Origin of the sequence: Candidatus Enterococcus murrayae (assembly GCF_017315985.1) — a bacterium.
Classification (GTDB): domain Bacteria; phylum Bacillota; class Bacilli; order Lactobacillales; family Enterococcaceae; genus Enterococcus_A; species Enterococcus_A murrayae.
In genome coordinates this window covers 1-19328 of record NZ_JAFLVR010000024.1, presented here as the reverse complement: position 1 = coordinate 19328, position 19328 = coordinate 1, and the positions used below count along the sequence as shown (strand labels likewise).

23 protein-coding genes are annotated in these 19328 nt (G+C 41.2%); 12 read left to right on the top strand and 11 right to left on the bottom strand.

What is annotated here, in order from left to right; all coding sequences use genetic code 11:
• Positions 1-186: 186 nt before the first annotated feature.
• Entirely contained in the window at positions 187-888 is a 702-nt protein-coding gene (locus tag JZO85_RS10845; RefSeq protein WP_207108545.1) for an LCP family glycopolymer transferase, read from the bottom strand.
• Between the two features lie 165 nt (positions 889-1053).
• On the opposite strand from JZO85_RS10845, the gene JZO85_RS10840 reads away from it, so the two are divergent.
• The 3 genes from JZO85_RS10840 (at position 1054) to JZO85_RS10830 (ending at position 3937) form a co-directional block, all read left to right on the top strand.
• Positions 1054-1581 carry a PadR family transcriptional regulator gene (locus JZO85_RS10840; protein ID WP_207108605.1) on the top strand — a complete coding sequence of 176 codons (528 nt, stop codon included), beginning with the start codon at positions 1054-1056 and terminating at the stop codon, positions 1579-1581.
• 126 nt (positions 1582-1707) lie between these two features.
• Positions 1708-2910, top strand: a complete 1203-nt coding sequence (locus JZO85_RS10835) for an MFS transporter (RefSeq protein WP_207108544.1) — start codon at positions 1708-1710, stop codon at positions 2908-2910.
• 310 nt (positions 2911-3220) lie between these two features.
• Positions 3221-3937, top strand: coding sequence for a 6-phosphogluconolactonase (locus JZO85_RS10830; protein ID WP_207108543.1), 717 nt, complete (start codon positions 3221-3223; stop codon positions 3935-3937).
• A 105-nt stretch (positions 3938-4042) separates the two neighbouring features.
• Here JZO85_RS10830 and JZO85_RS10825 read toward each other — a convergent pair whose 3' ends face one another.
• The 8 genes from JZO85_RS10825 to JZO85_RS10790 form a co-directional block, all read right to left on the bottom strand.
• Positions 4043-4753, bottom strand: coding sequence for a glucosamine-6-phosphate deaminase (locus JZO85_RS10825; protein ID WP_207108542.1), 711 nt, complete (start codon positions 4751-4753; stop codon positions 4043-4045).
• Positions 4754-4821: 68 nt separating this feature from the next.
• Positions 4822-5634 (bottom strand): RnfABCDGE type electron transport complex subunit B, encoded by an 813-nt coding sequence (locus JZO85_RS10820; RefSeq protein ID WP_207108541.1) that lies wholly within the window; start codon positions 5632-5634, stop codon positions 4822-4824.
• A 12-nt stretch (positions 5635-5646) separates the two neighbouring features.
• Positions 5647-6237 (bottom strand): electron transport complex protein RnfA, encoded by a 591-nt coding sequence (locus JZO85_RS10815; RefSeq protein WP_207108540.1) that lies wholly within the window; start codon positions 6235-6237, stop codon positions 5647-5649.
• On the bottom strand, positions 6237-6914 hold the full coding sequence (gene rsxE / locus JZO85_RS10810) for an electron transport complex subunit RsxE (RefSeq protein WP_207108539.1): 678 nt from the start codon (positions 6912-6914) through the stop codon (positions 6237-6239). The genes JZO85_RS10815 and rsxE overlap by 1 nt, the downstream gene beginning before the upstream one ends.
• Before the next feature lie 12 nt (positions 6915-6926).
• On the bottom strand, positions 6927-7490 hold the full coding sequence (locus JZO85_RS10805; protein ID WP_207108538.1) for an RnfABCDGE type electron transport complex subunit G: 564 nt from the start codon (positions 7488-7490) through the stop codon (positions 6927-6929).
• Entirely contained in the window at positions 7487-8428 is a 942-nt protein-coding gene (locus tag JZO85_RS10800; protein ID WP_207108537.1) for an RnfABCDGE type electron transport complex subunit D, read from the bottom strand. The genes JZO85_RS10805 and JZO85_RS10800 overlap by 4 nt, the downstream gene beginning before the upstream one ends.
• Entirely contained in the window at positions 8425-9750 is a 1326-nt protein-coding gene (gene rsxC / locus JZO85_RS10795) for an electron transport complex subunit RsxC (protein WP_207108536.1), read from the bottom strand. Before rsxC ends, JZO85_RS10800 begins: the two co-directional genes overlap by 4 nt.
• Positions 9751-10035: 285 nt before the next feature.
• Entirely contained in the window at positions 10036-11412 is a 1377-nt protein-coding gene (locus JZO85_RS10790) for an adhesive domain-containing protein (RefSeq protein ID WP_207108535.1), read from the bottom strand.
• Between the two features lie 342 nt (positions 11413-11754).
• Here JZO85_RS10790 and JZO85_RS10785 point away from each other — a divergent pair, with 342 nt between their 5' ends.
• The 9 genes from JZO85_RS10785 (at position 11755) to JZO85_RS10745 (ending at position 18087) form a co-directional block, all read left to right on the top strand.
• Positions 11755-12138: an LPXTG cell wall anchor domain-containing protein gene (locus JZO85_RS10785; protein WP_207108534.1), complete on the top strand. Its 384-nt coding sequence runs from the start codon at positions 11755-11757 to the stop codon at positions 12136-12138.
• Positions 12135-12761 (top strand): WxL domain-containing protein, encoded by a 627-nt coding sequence (locus tag JZO85_RS10780; RefSeq protein ID WP_207108533.1) that lies wholly within the window; start codon positions 12135-12137, stop codon positions 12759-12761. The genes JZO85_RS10785 and JZO85_RS10780 overlap by 4 nt, the downstream gene beginning before the upstream one ends.
• A 163-nt stretch (positions 12762-12924) precedes the next feature.
• On the top strand, positions 12925-13941 hold the full coding sequence (locus JZO85_RS10775) for a WxLIP family cell surface protein (RefSeq protein ID WP_207108532.1): 1017 nt from the start codon (positions 12925-12927) through the stop codon (positions 13939-13941).
• A gap of 191 nt (positions 13942-14132) precedes the next feature.
• Positions 14133-14657 carry a PadR family transcriptional regulator gene (locus JZO85_RS10770; RefSeq protein WP_207108531.1) on the top strand — a complete coding sequence of 175 codons (525 nt, stop codon included), beginning with the start codon at positions 14133-14135 and terminating at the stop codon, positions 14655-14657.
• 24 nt (positions 14658-14681) lie between these two features.
• Positions 14682-15497: an AraC family transcriptional regulator gene (locus JZO85_RS10765; protein WP_207108530.1), complete on the top strand. Its 816-nt coding sequence runs from the start codon at positions 14682-14684 to the stop codon at positions 15495-15497.
• A gap of 50 nt (positions 15498-15547) precedes the next feature.
• Positions 15548-15979 (top strand): VOC family protein, encoded by a 432-nt coding sequence (locus JZO85_RS10760; protein WP_207108529.1) that lies wholly within the window; start codon positions 15548-15550, stop codon positions 15977-15979.
• A 111-nt stretch (positions 15980-16090) separates the two neighbouring features.
• The gene (locus tag JZO85_RS10755) at positions 16091-16711 is read left to right on the top strand and encodes a TetR/AcrR family transcriptional regulator (RefSeq protein WP_207108528.1); all 621 of its coding nucleotides are present in this window, start codon (positions 16091-16093) and stop codon (positions 16709-16711) included.
• 14 nt (positions 16712-16725) lie between these two features.
• Positions 16726-17505 (top strand): M23 family metallopeptidase, encoded by a 780-nt coding sequence (locus tag JZO85_RS10750; RefSeq protein ID WP_207108527.1) that lies wholly within the window; start codon positions 16726-16728, stop codon positions 17503-17505.
• 21 nt (positions 17506-17526) lie between these two features.
• On the top strand, positions 17527-18087 hold the full coding sequence (locus JZO85_RS10745) for a YdeI/OmpD-associated family protein (protein ID WP_207108604.1): 561 nt from the start codon (positions 17527-17529) through the stop codon (positions 18085-18087).
• Between the two features lie 72 nt (positions 18088-18159).
• On the opposite strand, the gene JZO85_RS10740 is transcribed toward JZO85_RS10745, so the two are convergent.
• Entirely contained in the window at positions 18160-18675 is a 516-nt protein-coding gene (locus JZO85_RS10740) for a DUF2922 domain-containing protein (protein ID WP_207108526.1), read from the bottom strand.
• A gap of 36 nt (positions 18676-18711) precedes the next feature.
• Positions 18712-19095 carry a hypothetical protein gene (locus tag JZO85_RS10735; protein WP_207108525.1) on the bottom strand — a complete coding sequence of 128 codons (384 nt, stop codon included), beginning with the start codon at positions 19093-19095 and terminating at the stop codon, positions 18712-18714.
• Positions 19096-19328 lie beyond the last annotated feature (233 nt).

Genomic DNA, 19328 nt, shown 5'->3' with positions numbered 1-19328 from the left:
CATCGCTTTTTTTATTTTTAATTCAAAAGCATCCATCACAATTGTCAAGTACTCAAAAGCAATTTAACCAAAAAGTTTCTCAGTTGTGAAACTCCTCTAAAGATTGATGTCAAAGCTTTTACGGCTATGTAAGCGGCTAATCCAATCAAAAAAAACGCTTTTTGGATACTTCCTGTGAATAACTTTTTATTGAATTAAATCAGATCGTAATTTCACGTTATTTTTCTCCCAATCGATCCTGTTTAGCTGATAGGGAAAATCACCATTTAACGTATAGCTCCCGACTTCCGGTACATTGATTTTATTCATCCGGACATTGCCTTTTGCTAAGTAACCTGTTCCCAGCTTTAACATGTCTTTTAAATTAAGATTGCTTCCTGAATACTCTCGGACTGTTCCATAATTATTAGTGATAGAAGATAATCGTGGTCGAAGCGTTTTGCGCTTTATCAATCGAATAATATCCTCCTGCCGTTCAAACACGTCGATCCGACCATCCTGATCAATCTGATAGCTGATATAGGCATCGATCTCAGCTAAAGTCAGTCGGTGCTCACCTTTTGTAAACAGCTGACCATTTTTTAAGGCGTGAAAATCTTTATAAACCGTTACGGCCATCTTCCCATCCTCTTCAAGGCCGGCTTCCTTCACACCAAGCAAACTATCTGCTTTTTTTAGAATCAAATATTTCTCGACTTTTACAGAAAAAGCAACTGAAAAATAGGCTAAGAACTTTTCAATCGGTACTTGTGTGTACAATTCACCAAGAGTCAGCTTCTGTATTTTTATTTCGGGCGAAACTCGCAACAGACTGTTTATACCACTAGTTAAATCATAAATAAAAAAACTTGAATATTCTTGGTCATCGAATACAAATAAGACTTTCACAACGATCTTCCTCTCTAAAATAAGTCTATTAGAATTCTGGAGAAAAAACATCCGCCGCAGGTCTGAAAAATGTTCATCAATTTTTATAAACAGTGATACAATAGACACGGAGAAAATAAGAAGGAAAATAGTTTAAAGGAAATCCTTAACAGAAAGGATCACATGATGAATACGATCAGCTATGTTGTTCTGGCAATGCTTGTGCGTTCGCCGTTGACCGGTTATGAATTAAAACACTTTTTGAATTTGTTTTGGGAAGCTCATCACAGCCAAATCTATCCAACCTTAAAAGAACTGCGCAGGCAGGAATTAATTGAGATCATTGATATTCCTGATGGGAAACGGAAAATTTATGATATTACTCCAGCAGGAAAAGAGTTAGTAAAGGAATGGGTTTTTACTAAAAGCCATGCTCCTTCTCAGAAAGATGAGTTCCTAGCGAAGGTGTTTACCATCTCTGCTCTGGATCGAGATACTTCAAAATTTTTAATCATGGAACGAAAACAATATTTTCAGGAACAACTCAGCGAATATTCCAAGGTCTTAGATGGTGTCACTGAATCAAGCGAAGAGGAGCGGCGAAAAAATTTTGGTCGCGAGCTGATTCTTGAACGAAAAATCCGTCTATGTAAGGAAGAGCTCGCTTGGTGTGCATGGGCAGAAGAAAAAATCGATGACTACTTCAAGGAATAATGGCAAGAAACAGATCATTTAGGGTCTGTTTCTTTTTTTGAAGAAAATATGTGTAAATTTATTTATGTAAATATTGACATAAAAATAATTTATGATTAAACTGTTGAATGGAAAGTGGTGGTTTACATGGAAAATTTAAACGGAAACTTAGTAACGGAAAAAGAAAATAGCAAAGCAGCATATGTTGTTGCCTTTGCTTGCATGATCGCCTTCATGGGGATCGGACTGGTAGATCCTATTTTAAATTCGATCGCCAAATCTTTACAGGCAACACCTGAGCAAACAACGCTATTATTTACAAGCTATATGATGGTGACGGGGATCGTCATGTTATTCACTGGTTTTGTTTCTAGCCGAATTGGTACGAAGAAAACTTTGATGGTAGGATTATTCATTATTATTTTATTTGCGCTTTTCGCTGGACTGTCAAATACGATTGACGCACTGATTTATTTCAGAGCTGGCTGGGGATTAGGAAATGCGCTCTTTATTTCAACAGCGTTATCGGCGATCGTCAGTGTGTTGATTGGTCAAACAGAGAAATCGATTATGCTTTATGAAGCCGCTATGGGATTGGGCATGTCGATTGGACCGCTCGTTGGGGGATCGCTTGGTTCTATCTCTTGGCGATTGCCATTTGCAGGCGTATCTGTTTTGATGCTGATTTCATTTTTGTCGATTTTAATTATGTTCAAGGAACCCGCAGGCAAAAAAGAAAAAATCGATTTTTTTGCTGGGATCAAGGCGTTGAAAAATCACAAATTGCGTTCCGTGGGTTTGATTGCATTACTTTATAATTTTGGTTTCTTTACTTTACTGGCCTATGCCCCCTTCTTAATGCCAAACTTTTCAGAAATGGAAATCGGCATGACCTTCTTCGGCTGGGGAATCCTATTAGCGATTTCTTCGATTTTCTTAGCAACGCGTTTTGAGAGAAGGATCGGCACTTTTTATACCCTAATGATCGGTTTTATTGGATTCATTGTTTGCTTATTGTTAATGGGAATCAATGCCGATCATCCTGCACTCGTAGCAGCTGCTTTGATCGTCGCTGGATTTTTCCAAGGGATCATTAATACATTGATGACTACGATCGCCATGGAAATCCTTGGAATCAAACGCAGCATCGCTTCTTCAACTTACAGCTTTGTACGCTTCTTTGGTGGTTCGCTTGCTCCGTTCGTTGCTGGTTTGATCGGTGCAAAATTTGGCGGTAATTATACCTTCTATTTTGCAAGTGTGATGGTCTTTATCGGAATCGTATTAATCATTATTCATTCCCAATATTTCGAAACAGTCGAAGAGGAAGACATTGAAGAGAACGCATAAAAATTGATGCTTCAGATTCAATACTAAAAAACGTGTGGATCCATAAAAATTATGGGCCAACACGTTTTTTTAGTGTCTTTACATAAAAGAAATTCATGTTATGGTTGTTTTGAGGAGTAGTCTCGATCAATCGTTTCTTTTTACGATTAAAAATGGATTCACTTTTTATCATACGCCGCCAAACAAACAGACACTTTGATTCCTCTCGTTGTCACTACTGGTATCAAATTTTTCTATGTCGCACTTTACCTAAAATAGTCAATAAATGCTTTAGAGCTGAGTAAAATATACTAGAAATGAGGGTAATTCGATGAAAATCACGACTGTAAAAACACAGGATGCAATGTGCATACTGGCAGCAACTGCCATTCTGGAAAAAATGAACAGCAACCATCGCGTGAACTGCGCTTTTACGGCTAACTCCGTTCCCAGCAGAATCTACGAATTAGTGATTGAGCACCTACGGGAATCCACGGACTGTTCGAACTTTCATGTTTATACTTCTGACGGCGGACCGCTTGAAAATTCTGATCACACAACGACATATAACGAGCTAAAAGAAAAATTCTGTGTTCCAGCAACTATCAAAGAAGAAAACATTCATGAAATAACGAAGGAAAATTACGCAGCATTTGACCAACAAATCGAGGAAGCTGGGGGACTTGATTTAATAGTCTTAGGCCTCGGGAGCGATGGGCACTTTTGTGGAAACATGCCACAGTCTACAAGCTTTGACAGTCTGTCTTATGAAGTAGAAATCAAACCTGAATATCCTTGGTATGATGTTTTTGCTGACATCTATAGTAAGCATGGTCAAGCCGTTCCCAGATCCTTCGTTACCATGGGGCCATTGAGTGTGCTAAAAGCAAAGGAGATTCTACTAATCGTTCATGGCAGTAACAAAGCGGAAGCTCTAGCAAAAATGCTGAAGGGGCCATTGACAGAAGCATGTCCAGCTTCCGTTTTAAGACGGCATTCAACTATTACCGTTCTTGCTGATGAAGAAGCTGCAAAGCTGATCAGCTAATTAAACAGACTCGCTCATTCAGCTTTTTAGCACCGTCTATCTATAGTCTGTGTCTCAAAATAACAAACAGGACTGAGATATTGTTTCTCAGTCCTGTTCTTGTTATTAAGCTAGTTGACTTGCCGCAGCTTTGTCTAAAATCACTGTTAAATTAGGATGCAAACGCAAAACGGAGGCTGGGATATCCTCTGTGATGGGACCTTCCAGTGCTTGCTTGATAATTGCTGCCTTCTTTTCCCCATTTGCAATCAGAACTAACTCTTTCGCAGCTAAAACCGTTTGCGGACCAAAGGTTACCATCTCTTTTCCCGGAGTATGAGGGCTTGATTCATCAATCAATTTATACAACGCATCCTCCGGCTCGATCGGCACACGATATACTCCGTAATCAAAGGAGGTGAACTCCGGCATGTTCCCGCAGAAATGACCATCGCTTCCGATTCCCATCAAAACAAGATCCAAACCTCCATCCTCAGCAATCTTTCGATCAAACGTCTGATAATTTTCTGCATCTAAAACGTCAATATTTTCTTCTTTAATCCCTAATGGCTGATGAAGCTCTTCATGCAATGCCTGCATCGTCAAACCATAATCTTGATCCTTTAAAGTAATTTCATCAAAGTTATAGAAATGCGCCAAGCTTTGGTCAAACGCCACAGTCTTTAAGCGAGTACTTAAAATTTCGTAAGCACGTTTTGGAGAAGAACCCGCAGTCAAAGCTAAGTTCACTCGCCGATTTTCCGCCCATTTCATTAAAATTATATCCGCCGTTAGTTGACTCAAGGTTTCGTAATTTTCTGTCACTAATAATTTCATTTCAACACCTGCCCTTTTCATATAATGATAGCACAAAATTTGAAAGGGCTTCCTGCTAGTTTAAAAACTCAGCTTAGAACTTTTTCTTTTACTGGCATCTTCAAAATACAATTTTGCGGACAGGCCTCTACACAATCGCCACAATTAATACATAACTCTGGATCGATCACCGCCACATTGTTTTCCATTTTGATTGCTTTTTGCGGACAGGTCTTCACACAGCGATTGCAGGTAATGCAGCCAACATCGCAAATTTTACGAACGCCACCGCCTTTGTCCTGATTCGAACATGCCACGATCGAGGTGTTTTCCGCCGGCAGCATCTTAATTAGATTTTTTGGACAAGCAGTGATACATTTCAAGCAGCCAACACATTTATCAGGATCAACCTTAGCGACACCATCAACGATGTGCAGTGCGTCATACTCACAAACTGCCTCACAATCCCCAAATCCCATACAACCAAAACGACAATCCTGAGGACCGCCGAAGAGCTGATTTGCTCCATAACATGTGGTGGTTCCGGCATAATCCATTTTACTATTGGTAAACTCGCACGTCCCATTGCAACGCACGAATGCTGCGACTTGCTCTACATCGCCTACTTCAACACCTAAAATCTCTGACAGTGTTTGACGTGTGGATGCCCCGCCTGGTGTACAATTGGTTGCCCCAGCAGTTCCTTCTGCCATTGCTTTTGCATACCCGTCACAACCAGAAAAACCGCATGCACCGCAATTGATTCCCGGCAGTGCGTCTCGCAGTGCTTCTTCTTTTTCATCAACGGGTTTATGAAAGATGATCGTCGCGAGTGAAAGAATGACGCCTGCGATCAACCCCATACCGCTAACAATGCCAATGGGTATCATGATATCTGTCATTTTTTTCACCCCCTATTGGAATAATCCTTCTGCCAAGCCGGCAAATCCAAGAAACGATAATGAGACAATTGCTGCAGCAATCAAAGTGATTGGCAAGCCTTGAAGCGACTCAGGTATGTCATTTCCTTCTAAGCGCCCCCGCACACCAGCGAAGATTACCATAGCTACTAAGAAACCGATACCTGCCGCAAATGAATTGACCATCGATTGCATAAAGGTATAATTTTTTGAAAAGTTCAGGATCGTTACTCCTAATACCGCACAATTCGTAGTGATGAGCGGCAAATAAATTCCTAATGCATTGTATAAAGGTGTCATATAGCGTTTCATTACAACCTCTACCAATTGCACCAATGCAGCAATTGTTAATATAAAGACGATCGTCTGCAAATAATCCAATCCCAATGGAACCAGCAGTGAATCATAGATCGGATAAGTAACCAATGTCGCTAATACCATAACGAACGTTACGGCTAATGACATCCCGACTGCCGTATCCAATTTCTTTGATACGCCTAGAAACGGACAAATCCCTAAAAACTGAGACAAAACAAAATTATCCGTCAAGATTCCCGCGACTATAATCGTTACAAAAATCTGCATTACTGATCACCTGCCTTTTCATCACAAACTGTCGTACAGGCCTCAGCGATTGGACAAGCGGTGCAATCGATTTCTTTAGTCTTGCGGTCGCTTAATTTATTAGCCAGCATGACTAGCATTCCAAAGACGAAGAACCCTCCTGGCGGCAGCAGCATGATCGTCATCGGAGGAACAACACCAGATGTTATTGGAAAACCAAACAAGGTCCCGCTTCCAAATAACTCACGAATCCCGCCCATGCAAAGCAGCGCCATGGTGAAACCGACACCCATACCCAGACCATCCAAAGCAGAATGGAGAACTGTATGATCCTTAGCATAGGCCTCTGCGCGTCCAAGAATAATACAATTCACTACGATCAATGGTAAGTAAATCCCTAATGTTGAATCTAATGCTGGAGCTAACGCTTTGACGACTAATTGAACCACCGTCACAAAGCCAGCTATGATGGTGATAAAGGCCGGAATTCTGACACGATCAGGAATCACTTTGCGCAAAAGCGAGATCACGACATTGGAGCCTAAAAGAACGACTGTCGCTGCGATTCCCATTCCTATACCGTTAATTGCCGAGGTAGTAACCGCCAAAGTGGGACAGGTTCCTAACATGAGACGAAGGACGGGATTTTCTTTGATCAAGCCTTTACTAAAAATTGCAGATACTTTCTCTTTTTCCATCGCTTTCCCCTCCTATTTCTCTGTTTTGGCGACTTGCTCAAAAAGTGCAAGCGCTTCTTTGACTGATGCAGCTACGGCTTTGGAAGATTTTGTCGCTCCCGTTACCGCTTCAACTTGATTTTTACTCGAAGGCTCATTCTTGACGATTTCCAGTGACTCGTTGAGCCCAGAAAACTGATTCACAAATTCTTTTTTCGTGACATTTTGCCCAAGTCCCGGCGTTTCATTCGAAGCATCTAGAACATTCACGCCGACGACTTTTCCATCCTTGACTGCACTCATAACACTCACATCGCTGCCGTAACCATAGGTTTTGGTTACAAACAGATAACCGAGTGTTTTGCCGGTCGCATCCAATGCTTGGTAGCCTTGATTTTCTCCCGCCATTTTTATCTCTTGAAAATCATCCGCCTTGATCAGCTGACTCATCACGCTTTGAGTCTGCTCCCACTCTTGTTTTGCGATACGATCCTTGAACACCGCGCGTGTCCCAGCTACCGCGAAAGTAATCACCAGACAAATGATAAACAAGCAAAGTGCATCTGTAAAAATTACTTTGGAGCTTGAACGTTTCATTCTACCTTCGCCCCCTCACCAAAGACTTTCGGGATCGTCAAATTCTCAATATGCGGAACAAGAATATTCATCAGCAAAATGGCGTATGAGACACCTTCTGGCAGTGCGGCAAAAAAGCGAATCAAAACGGTGACGATTCCGCAGCCGATACCAAAGATGATCTTACCCTTTTTCGTAATCGGTGATGTCGTGTAATCCGTCGCCATGAAAATAGCTCCTAACAATAAGCCACCAGACATCATTTGATATAAGGGATTTCCGCCTAGCAGGGTAGAAAAAATGATTACCGTCCCGATAAAGCAAAGCGGAATGATCGGTGAGATTACTTTTCTGACAACCAAGTAGGCACCGCCGATCAGTAAAGCCAGAGCACACGTCTCACCTAAGCTGCCTGCCCTGATTCCTAAAAACATATCTAATAGTGAAGGGATTTTCTGTCCCGTTTGAGAGGCTGAAAAATAGGTCGCCGATGAAATAACATCGGGGCGAAACATGTAATAATTTAGCGGCGGCTGCCAGGTGGTCATCTGAGAGGCAAATGACATCATCAAAATAATGCGGGCAGTAATAGCCGGGTTAACAAAGTTTTGACCGACACCGCCAAAAAATTCCTTTACGATAACAATCGCGATCACACCGCCTAAAATAGCCATCCAAAAAGGCAGCGTAACTGGCAGATTCAAGGCCAGCAGCAGACCTGTGACGACTGCCGTCAAATTATGGATCGTATCTGGCCGTTTTAAAACTTTTCTCGTTACGTACTCGCTGATCACACAGGCAGCGACAGTTACTAAAATCAAGATAAGAGCACGAAAACCAAATATAACAGTCGAAGCGATAACTGCTGGAATCAAGGCAATGATCACATCCAGCATAATGCCGCGGCTGCTATGACCGCTGTGTAGATGGGGCGAAATGGAAACAGGTAATTTGTTCATTGAGCAGCCTCCCTTTCTAGCTGTTTTGCGCGTTTCATAGATTGAACCAGTCGGCGGCCAGCAGGACACACAAACGCACAGCAGCCGCACTCCATACACGCGGATACATTCAATTTTTTTAATCCTGCTGTATCGTTATTGCGAGTACAGCGTTCGATCTGTACGGGTAATAATGACATCGGACAGGCTTCTACACAACGTCCGCAGCGAATGCAAGGCGACTCTTCCGGCAGGCTTTGAGCTTTAGATAAAATCGTAATCGCATTCGTTTGCTTAGTAATCGGCAGCTCCGTTGAAAATTGCGCGATTCCCATCATAGGTCCGCCTAAAATTATCTTGCTAGGCTCATCGATCAAGCCGCCACAAAATTTTATGACCTCTCCAATCGGTGTTCCGACAGGTACTACCACATTTTTCGGCTGTGCAATATTTCCATCTACCGTTATTCTTTTATGCGTCAGCGGCATGCCGATCTCAATGTAACGCTGTAAAAGAGAAATCGTTGAGATATTCGTAATCAGGCATCCCACCTCAGATGGCAGTTTGCCTGGTGGAATTTTTCGGCCTGTCGTCGCATAAACAAGCATTTTTTCTGCTCCTTGCGGATACAATGATGGAATCTCCATCACATCAATTCGCGGATCAAGATCAGCCAATTCATTCAAATGCTCCCGTAATCTTTTTAATCCTTTAGGCTTGTTGCTTTCGATCCCAACGACCCCATGAGCAATATTCAAATGCTTCATTACCACCTGCATCCCCGCAATAATACGCTCTGGATATTCCAAGCTCTCACGATAATCGGAGGTAATAAAGGGCTCACATTCAGCCCCATTGATGACTAATGTATCGATGGGGGTCTCCTCTTTGACATTCAGCTTCACATGTAAAGGAAAACCTGCTCCGCCGATCCCTACGATGCCGCTATCTCTTGCGGCCTTTAAAAGGGCTTCTTTTGAATGGATCTCGACCGGCCTTGGTTCAGGAAATTCTACCGGCAATCCGTCGCTCGCGATATGAACCGCATCACACATTTGACCATTGGCCATCAAAACTGGTTTGATTCCTTTTACCTTGCCAGAAACGGATGCATGGATCGGTGCCGAGACAAAAGCCTCCGAATCGCCGATTATTTGTCCAACCGTAACGATGTCTCCCTTCTTGACAGTCGGCGTACAGACTCCGCCAATATGCTGCTGCATTGGGATCGTCACGATTTTAGGCGGCTCCATAAAAACGCTTTCATATTCTGCCGTGTTTTTATTATGGGGGACTTTGACACCTCCTTTAAATTTTGCGATTGCTTTTGTTATTGTACTCATAGACAAACCTCCTCTGTGATCCAGCAAAATCATTCGGTTTTATTCTCACTTTGCGACCCTCTTTTTCAATTAACAAATGAAAAAGAAGGATAAAAAATGGATCTAGACATTCGCTGCCCAACTCATTCAACAGATTTATTTTCACAAAATGATTCACAAACTTCACTTATGATTTCCTCAGTGTACTTCTATGTTTATGATAGCACAGTGAAAAACAAATGTAATTAGTTTTCACAAAGTCACAAAAAAAAGTGCCTGACCGGCACTTTCCAAAAAAATCAGAACTTAAGGTGTATTAGAGATCGTCCACTGCAAGGTCGTTTGATAGCTGCCTGTTTGTCTTGGTGTATTTTTCGGTACAAAGAGCTGGAATTGATTCAAGGGCAGCTCAACATAACCCGCAGCTGTCGTATTACTAAGAGACATTAATGTGACCTGATTGCTTGGACTCATCTGGATGGTCTGATTATCAACGGCGAAGTAATTTTGAAAATTTGTATTTAAAGCACCTAATGCAATATCAAGACGAGCATTGGACAAGCTCTTCTGGCCACTCGTCCAGTTGTTCGCTTGAGCAACCTTCAATTGCCATGCTTTTGCTGTGGTACGAGTATCGTCAATTCGGATCGTTCCAGTTTGAAGCGGGTTCGCACTATTGCCGCCGATATAGGCTTTCCATGTTTCATCTATTTTAGTTTGAACTTGATGGGTCCCAAAATTCAAATTAGTCGGCAGCAATTCACTTTTCATCGCCAGCTCTCCAGCACCAAAATAAATAGTCGTATTGCCGCCAAAGTTACTTAATAATTGAATCGTCAGATCATCTGTTTGAACGATCCCGCCGCGAATCGCTGCCGCATAATTCTGTGTCAGCCCGGTGGGACTGGTAACAAACGTCGGCATAGAAACATTCGTTGATCCTAGAATCGAAGCTGAGACAAGGTTCGTACTGATCGTTGAATTCGGATTTCCCAAAGCAGTGATTAATCCGTTAACACTGGATAATACCTGTGTAAGAATCACACCGATCAAACCGAGAGGAAGTGTATTAAGCACATTATTCAGATCCGTCAGGCGGTTAGACAAGGTACTAGTCAAAATTGGCAGCAGTCCTTGGCTGATATTCACGCCCAGCAGAGTGGCGGATAATTGCTCGGTCGCTACCGACAGATTCTGATTGCCATAATTTTCATTTTTCAAATTGCTGATCGCTTGGTTGAGACTATTCAAGGGTGCCTGCAATGAAGGGTTCAACGGCAGCAGTGTATTAATAGTAGAAACTAGGGTGGTTAATAAAGTCAACAGGCCTCCAATCGGCAAGTCTGCTAATGGTATCGTCACAGAGGTGGTCACTGTGGAGCTGCCATTGGGTGTGACCTTTCCTGAAAGCTGTGACGGAACTGAGATCAAGACATATTTTTTTCCTGTTTTGATCAATCCGACCCCAGTCGTGGTTCCATTGATAGTAAAGTTTACTGGTTTTTGGCTGACATTTAGATAAGGCGATGCCGCGGTAGTTCCACTGTTATTGTTCACCTGAGTAGTAGCAAATAAGTCAACGGAAACTGCGCTTACGATCATGTTGGAACTTGTTAAAAATAGAAACAAGGCGGATCCGATGATCCAAATCTTTTGAAACAAACGTGCTCGTTTTCTTTTCATAGTTCTTCCCCCTCTATCTTCCAATTTACTTGCCCGTCAAAATTTTCCTTTGCGAGAAAATAATCGATTACTTACCGCTCTTTATAAAAAAGTGGTTCCTTCTTCGTGAAATTTCCTGGCGTTTCAGCGTAAAAGTACCGTTTATTCCTTTGCTTTCTCCCTTCATTAAACACAGCGTTTTAAAATGTGAAAAATATTTTGCTTAACTGTGAAGAAACGATGAGCACTTTGGTAACGTTTTTTTTGATACTGATTATATAATCCCTCCATAGATTCAAACTCTTTTCTGCGCAGAAAGGAACCACTTATTTTTTCACTAAGGACTGAGAAAGGGGGAGACAATTGAAGAATCAGATAATAGTTATCTTGAGTTTTCTGTCGCTCTTCGTTGTTCTTTCTTCACAGGCCGAAGCCGCCGTTACGAATGGCGAGGTTCAGTACTATTACGAAAGCAGTACCGCAACAAGCAGCAGCTCCACTTCAGAAACACAAGAAAGCAGCACTACCAGTGATTCTCTTACTTCCAGCACCATGAAGGAAGTAACGTCTCACAAAAACAACTCCGCTTCGATGAACAATCGAGACGACAGCTCACGCTCAGGCATCACACGATTTCTGCAAACAAATGATCAACGAAACACTTTTTTAGTTGTCATTGGACTTTTGATTCTCGCAATTGCTTTTTTAGGATGGCGGATCAGCAAAAATAGGAGGAAAAACGAATGAAAAAACAAGCTGCTTTACTCATAGCCGGACTTTTTGCCGGCAGCCTATTTGCCTTTTCAACTGGTGCTCACGCTGTAGATACTACTGGTACTGTCGATTATACCGATGGCGGTATTACCTTTGACCCTCAAGTCCCTGGAAATGCAAGTGCTTCACTGCCTAAAAATTTAAATTTCGGTTCACATGCGATTCAAACAACCGCAGATGAAACCTGGACAGCAACTTCTGATGGCGTACAAACTTCTCCTGTTACCACTGGTCAAATCGCAGTTAGTGATAACCGCGGCGGTACCGGCACAGGCTGGTCAGTCAAAGTAAACGAACCTACCCAGTTCACTGCTAATTCGACGCCATTAACAGGGGCTGAATTGAGCTTCACAGTAGGCACTTTGACGAACAATGTAAACGCTGCTCCAACTGGTACACGTATCGCAAATGGCGCTAAGACAGCTTTACTTGTTAATCAAACAGTCTCCGTTCTAACGGCGCAAACCAATGAAGGAGCTGGTGAAACAGCTTTGCCGATCACTAAATTCGAATTGAATGTGCCGAAAAACACTGCTAAGCAGCAAGCACAATATCAAACAACTTTAGTCTGGACCTTCTCAGCAACACCTAGCTAAAAAACTAGGATGGAACCCCGTCACCAGCCTCGCTTACTGTGAAAGCGGCTATAGGCTGTTCGACTATGATTCCGTCCTTTGACTTATATAAAAGGGGAACAAGAAAATTGAGAGAGACTCTTCCATTACGCGGAAAATACAATTGAAGTAAAGGAGCTAGAAAATGCGGAAGAAACAATTGAAATCATTTATACGAGGGACGCTCCTCATTTTAGCTTTTTCATTTTTACCAATTGTTGCTCATGGAGAGTCGTTGGATACCTTCGATGCAGTGATCCACCCATCGGAGCACCAAATTGATAAAAAACAGCTTTATTATGATTTGCAATACCAGCCAAATGAAGCCGAACGTTTGACGGTCACTCTGACCAATCGAACAGATCAGCCAATCAAGCTGAAGGCCTCATTCAATCGCGCTGTCACCAACAGCTTGGGTGTCGTGGAATACTCGGGAATGAATAAAGATGAGAGTAATTTCGGACCTAGTATTACCGATTTCGTCAAACTAAGCAGTCAGGAAATAGCCTTGGCAGCTAATGAATCAAAGGATATCTATCTAGACGTCAAAATGCCGGACAAAGAATTTGAGGGAGTTTTAGCCGGCGGTCTATATTTAGAACAGCTATCCACCGGAAAAGTCGATGGTAATATCAGAAATGTGTTTTCACGAGAGATCGCCGTCTTGCTGCAAAATAAGACGGACGAAGTAAAACCCGTTTTGAAAGTTACCAAAGCCAAATCTACTCAAGCCAACAGCCGCAATGCGATAGCCGTGACTGTTGATAATGAAAAAGCGGTCTATGTTAAAGATGTTACACTCACTTATGAAGTGAAAAAAAACGGTAAAAGCATTGTAAAAGATAAAAAAGAACAATTAACCTTGGCACCAAGCTCACGAATGAACTACTTGATTCAAATGAACAACACAGAATTTTCACCAGGACGATATTCAATCAACATGACCGTCCGTTCTGGCGATCAGAAATGGACCGGCAATCCAACTTTCACTATTGATCAAGAAAAAGCTGAGGATTACAACAAAAAGGATGTCACGATCAAAAAGAAGGCCATAAATCCTTGGCTCTGGATCGGACTTGCAGTGATCCTCCTTCTACTAGCTGCCGTGATCTTCATGTATAACAGAAACAGGAACTTGAAGAAAAAGCTAGATGGAAAATAAGAAACTAAGCCAGTGCTTCTTGAACGAAGCGCTGGCTTTTTTGAGTTCATTTCAAAGAATGGATGCGCTGGAAATGCTTCTTTTCAAACTTGACCAGTAGACAAAAACAAACTACTATATATTAGAGTAGTATAAAAACGATCACTGATTAATATAGTATATAAAAATACGCTAGAAAGAAGGTTTTTACGATGCGGACGATTGATTTAATTGTTCTGGGAATCTTAAAAAAAGAGGCACTGAGCGCCTATGATATTCAAAAATTGATCGACTATCGAAACATCACTCAATGGGTAAAGGTAAGCACTCCGACGATCTATAAAAAGATGCTGCAATTAGAAAAGCAAGGTTATGTCAAAAGCACCTTGAAAAAAAATGGCAAGATGCCGGAAAAAGCCGTCTACTCGTTAACCAAAAAAGGACAAATGGAATTCGAGAAATTAATGCTGGGAATCGCTGCCCGTCCGATCAATATCTTTTTAGATTTTAATGCTGTCATATTGAATCTAGACAGTTTAGCACCCGCTGATCAAAAAGCCTGTGTCAGTATTATCGAAGCCAATGCTGCAAAAATGAAAAAAAAGCTGAAGGACAGCATGACAGATGAGTCAAAATCAACTGCTCTACCTGAAACTGGAAAAGTAATCATGCATCAGCAGCTTCTTCTAATCGAAGCCATTGAGAAATGGATCGAAAGTGTAAAAACAGTCTTTTAAAAGCATATTGAAAAGGAGGATTCCATGCTTAACAAAAACAGCATCTATCAATGTCCTTTGCCAAAGATCAATCAAAACAACATCGTCATCGCTCCCCACCACTTATTACGTCCCTATATTGCCAACTACACATTCACAAATCCCAGTAACATGTCTGTTCAGCAAACCATACTGCCTACTATCAGCACGTCACTCATTTGTACATTTCAGAACGGCCAATTTACCGCCGGACTACGAGGAGTCAACACTCGACCAGTCGAAATAGCTGATTACGCGCGTCAATTTGATTTCATGTTTCTCGTTGAATTTCATGCTGCCGGGCTCTATCCGTTCATCCAAATTGACCAGAAGCTTTTAGCAAATGAGGGCTTTCTTTTTGAAGATTTGGATCCGCTCCTCTATCGGCAAATCGCTGAAGCTTACTACACCGCAAACGACATCCTTGCATTGACCGATAAGCTTGATGCGATCTTTTTGGCACAAATCCATACGGTTAAGATCAATCCTAATTTCTTGATCGCCTTTAATAGGCTCCTTGGATGTAATGGCGCTATTCGTGTGAAAGATCTGGCAAACGAGACTTACTATAGTGAAAAACATCTGAACCGCTTATTCCTGAAATACGCTGGTGCGAAGATAAAGACCTGCTCACGTATCATTCGTCTGAAAAAGGCGACTGATTTATTGAGTGCTTCTACCCCTGCCTCCCTTCTATTTGAACAAACCGGTCATCATGATTATGCTCATTTTATCCGTGACTTTACTGACATCTATGACATCGCTCCAAAAGAATATCTAGAAAAAATGTCGATTTTTTACAATGACCCCTATAAATTGTGAGGGTATACTCTCAAGTATAGAAATGAAATCAGAAAAAGGGGTACGATCCTATGTTAATGCCTTATGTACGATTCAATGGCACCTGTAAAGAAGCATTTTTGCGATATGCGGAAATTTTTAATGGAGAAATACAACACCTATCAATGTATGGCGATATTCCTGAAAATCCTGAGATGCCTATAAGTGAGGAGCTGAAATCAAAAGTCATGCATGGACAATTACTCCTGCCTAAACTAGGTGGAATCAGTGGTGCTGATTCTATATCAACGGTTGAAAAAGGTGGGAATGTGTCAATTCAAGCTCATTTACCAAATGAAGAGACTGCACAAAAAATCTTTTCAAAACTAGCTGAAGCGGGAGTAGTCATTGGTCCATTAGGAACCAATCCCCCGCCCGACGATAATAGTGTCAGCGGCTGTGTAGAGGATATGTATGGAGTTACTTGGATTATTTCAGCAACAAAAATTGTTTCGTATTATTAAGTCAGGACCAATAACAAATTCTGTTATTGGTTCTTTTATAACCACCTCATTGACCTATCAGGTAAATATTGTTACACTCTAATTGACCTAACAGGTAAAGGAGCGAACCCGTTGACTAAAATTAATTTAGAAGAGCCAAAGATTCAAGGAATAATTAATGCGGCTTTAAAGGAATTCTCTCAAAGAGGTTATGACGAAGCGTCTACTAATCGGATCGCAAAAGCAGCTGGTATGTCGAAGGCCTTGATGTTCCACTATGTAAAAAGCAAAGAGGAACTGCTTTTGCTTCTGTTGGATTATTGCGGAAGAACTATTGAAGATGACTATTTAAATAAGATGGATTTAGAGGAAAAAGATATTTTCAAACGGTTGTTGCAATCCTATTCCTTGCAGATTGAACTAATGAAAAAAAATCCTTGGATATTTGACTTTACTGATTTGAGAATCGAAACAAAATCCACAACAATTAATCAAAAACTAGCTGAGATAGCGACACAAAAACAATCACCTTGTGCAGAGGAATTATTTAAAAATATTGATGAGTCAAAATTCCGTAAAGATCTCAATATTGATCGCTGTAAACAATTGATTCTTTGGGGGAATAATGGTTTTACAACTGAAATTCTTGCAGAACTGAAAAATACTGAGTACAAAAATATCGACTACCAGGCGATCAGCGTTAAGTTGGCAGAGTATCTTGAAGACCTAAGAAGGGTTTTCTACGAGGAATAATTGTAGGAGGTTGCATGAAACGAATCCTGATTTTAATTGGATGTTGTCTGATTTTATTGCTGGTTTTCTCACAAGAAACAGCAAAAAGTCCCCCTCTACAGAAAAAAGGTTTTTCTATGGAAAAAGCAACGCACACCATTGTGTTTCCTTTACGCGGTGAATGGTACACGGAAACAAGCCCGGTTGATCGCGTTCCGAGCCATGGAACAGATCGCTTTGGACTACGGTATGCCTTTGATTTTATTCAAAAGGATCCAACAGGCAGCTCTCATACGGCAAAATCAGCGGATTATCTTTTTACCGGAATTTCACTGGACAAATATTACTGCTTTGGCCAACCTGTCTATGCCCCTTTTGACGGTGAAATCGTCACTCTGAAAAACAACACCTTTGATGGGGATAAGGCCTCTTGGATTCACGATCAAACGACAGCGATTCGCCACTCACTCTTTTTCAATCCAGAACAAGACGGATTCGAGACAATTGCAGGAAATTACGTCGTCATCAAACAAGCCACAGGAATCTATGCAGCTTTTTGCCATTTACAAAAAGATTCAATCGCTGTTACTGAAGGCAGCTCGATTCAACAAGGGACCTACCTTGGTAATGTCGGACATTCAGGAAATTCCACTGAACCTCATCTGCATTTTCAGCTGATGGATTCTGCTATAATCGAAACAGCAAACGGATTGCCCTTCGTGTTTGATGCCTATGAAACATACAATGGTCACTCGTGGGAGCTTGTCAAAAGTCAGCTTCCTGCTGCAGGAGAGCGCGTCCGCTCCATAAACTGAAAGCAGGTGAAAACTTTGGAAATGACACATCTATTTATACCTCAGAATCGGCAGGAACTGAGGGATTGGTTAACTAAAAATGCAGAAATATTGAATGTTGCTTGGATTGTGATTGATCGCGAGCAATCAAATTTGACCTATTTAGATATCGTGGAGGAAGCCCTTTGTTTCGGCTGGATCGACAGCACAAAAAAGAAGCTTTCCGATACAGCAACCGCTCAACGGTTATCCCCTAGAACTAAAAAAAGTCAATGGACTGAATTAAATAAAGAACGAGCCCGTCGTCTCATAGCCTTGAATTTAATGACTGATTTAGGTCGCGCAGCCTTACCTGATCTGTCACCAGAAAATTTTGTGATAGATTCAACCATTCTGGAAAGACTCGCCGCTGATCCAGAAATCCAGCAAAATTTTTCAGCGTTTCCTAAGCTTTATCAAAGAATTAAGATCGATAATATCCAGCGTTACGGCTCAGATAACAAACTCTTTGAACAACGCTTAGAAAAATTACTGGTCAACACTAAAGCAAATAAGCTTTTTGGTGCTTGGGATGATGACGGCAAATTAAGCGATTACAAATAAAGGGCCTTCATTTAAGCAAATCAGTTTTTTCCTAATGATTTGCTTTTTTTAGCTTTTCAATCGATTTAGCCGCTATTCCTGGTTTTTGAGATTCACGATCAATTGAAATCTCGCTGGACTGCTTCCTTCTTCAAAGCTGATATCTTCCAGCTTACCACCCTCAGGCATGATTGCCATTATTAGTGACAAGGCCTGCTGCTCACTCATTTCGTCAGGCTCAAGCCCTTCTGGTAACTCAAAGCGCTGCATCAGAACACCTGGTTGAAGCATTTTCTCCTCAACGATCAATTTTTGCGGATCGATCATTAATCCCTCAGCTGGCTGTTCATCGATCCGCTTATCTGAAATCGGCTCTGATGTTGTGTCGGTCTTTTTATCAAAAATCAGCGTCTCGATCTTATCAATAAATTTTGCTCCGACTACTTCTTGGTATAGATTAATACCATTTTTTTCAAATAGACTGACTGTTGTCAATTTTTCTAACGATGTTTTTATTTCTTCAGCCGTCTTATTAGGATCGACGTCATTTATACGCAGTCGCCGATTTTTTCCTGCACCATTTTCAAATGTTGCGACTATACTTAACATCACTAACTCCTTTCATTTTTTTATACGTGGTTAACGTCAAGATTCTACCAATCCTTCTAAAGGGCCTTTGATAAATTGTGTAAATAATTTTTTGACCGTTTCAGCTACATAAGTGGTTATCGCGAACAAACGAGACGTCAGCTGCTTCCACTCCTTTTTATCAAAATAATTCTGGAAATATATATGATAACGACGCAAAGCGCGCGTTGATTTTGTTTTAAACAATAAATGATGGACTAAATCTTTCATGAAAAATGAGAAGTCGGCTTCTTCTAATTCATCGCGAACCTGCAGTGCGACTAAAATCTGGATCGTCGTCTTTTCATCGTGAGTTTCTTCATAATACGCTTTCGTTCGCTTCTCTAAGGTCTTTCTCTTCAGTGAAAATAATTGTCTAGGTGTATATAATACTTCAGACATCTTCTCCCTCCTTCTACTTTGTTTGTGATCACGCCTTGACTATAATCCTATCGATTTACTCCTGTCAAACAGCAAAATTTTTTTAAGATGCTTCCATAAAGCAGAATCCTTATGAACACTGGAGAGTCTTAAAGTATATTTTTTTTGCTCATTTTGTATTAAAAAAAAGAAAGAAGAAATTCCATTCATTTTGCGTATCTTATTTTTTTATTTCTCTTGAATTTACACTTTAA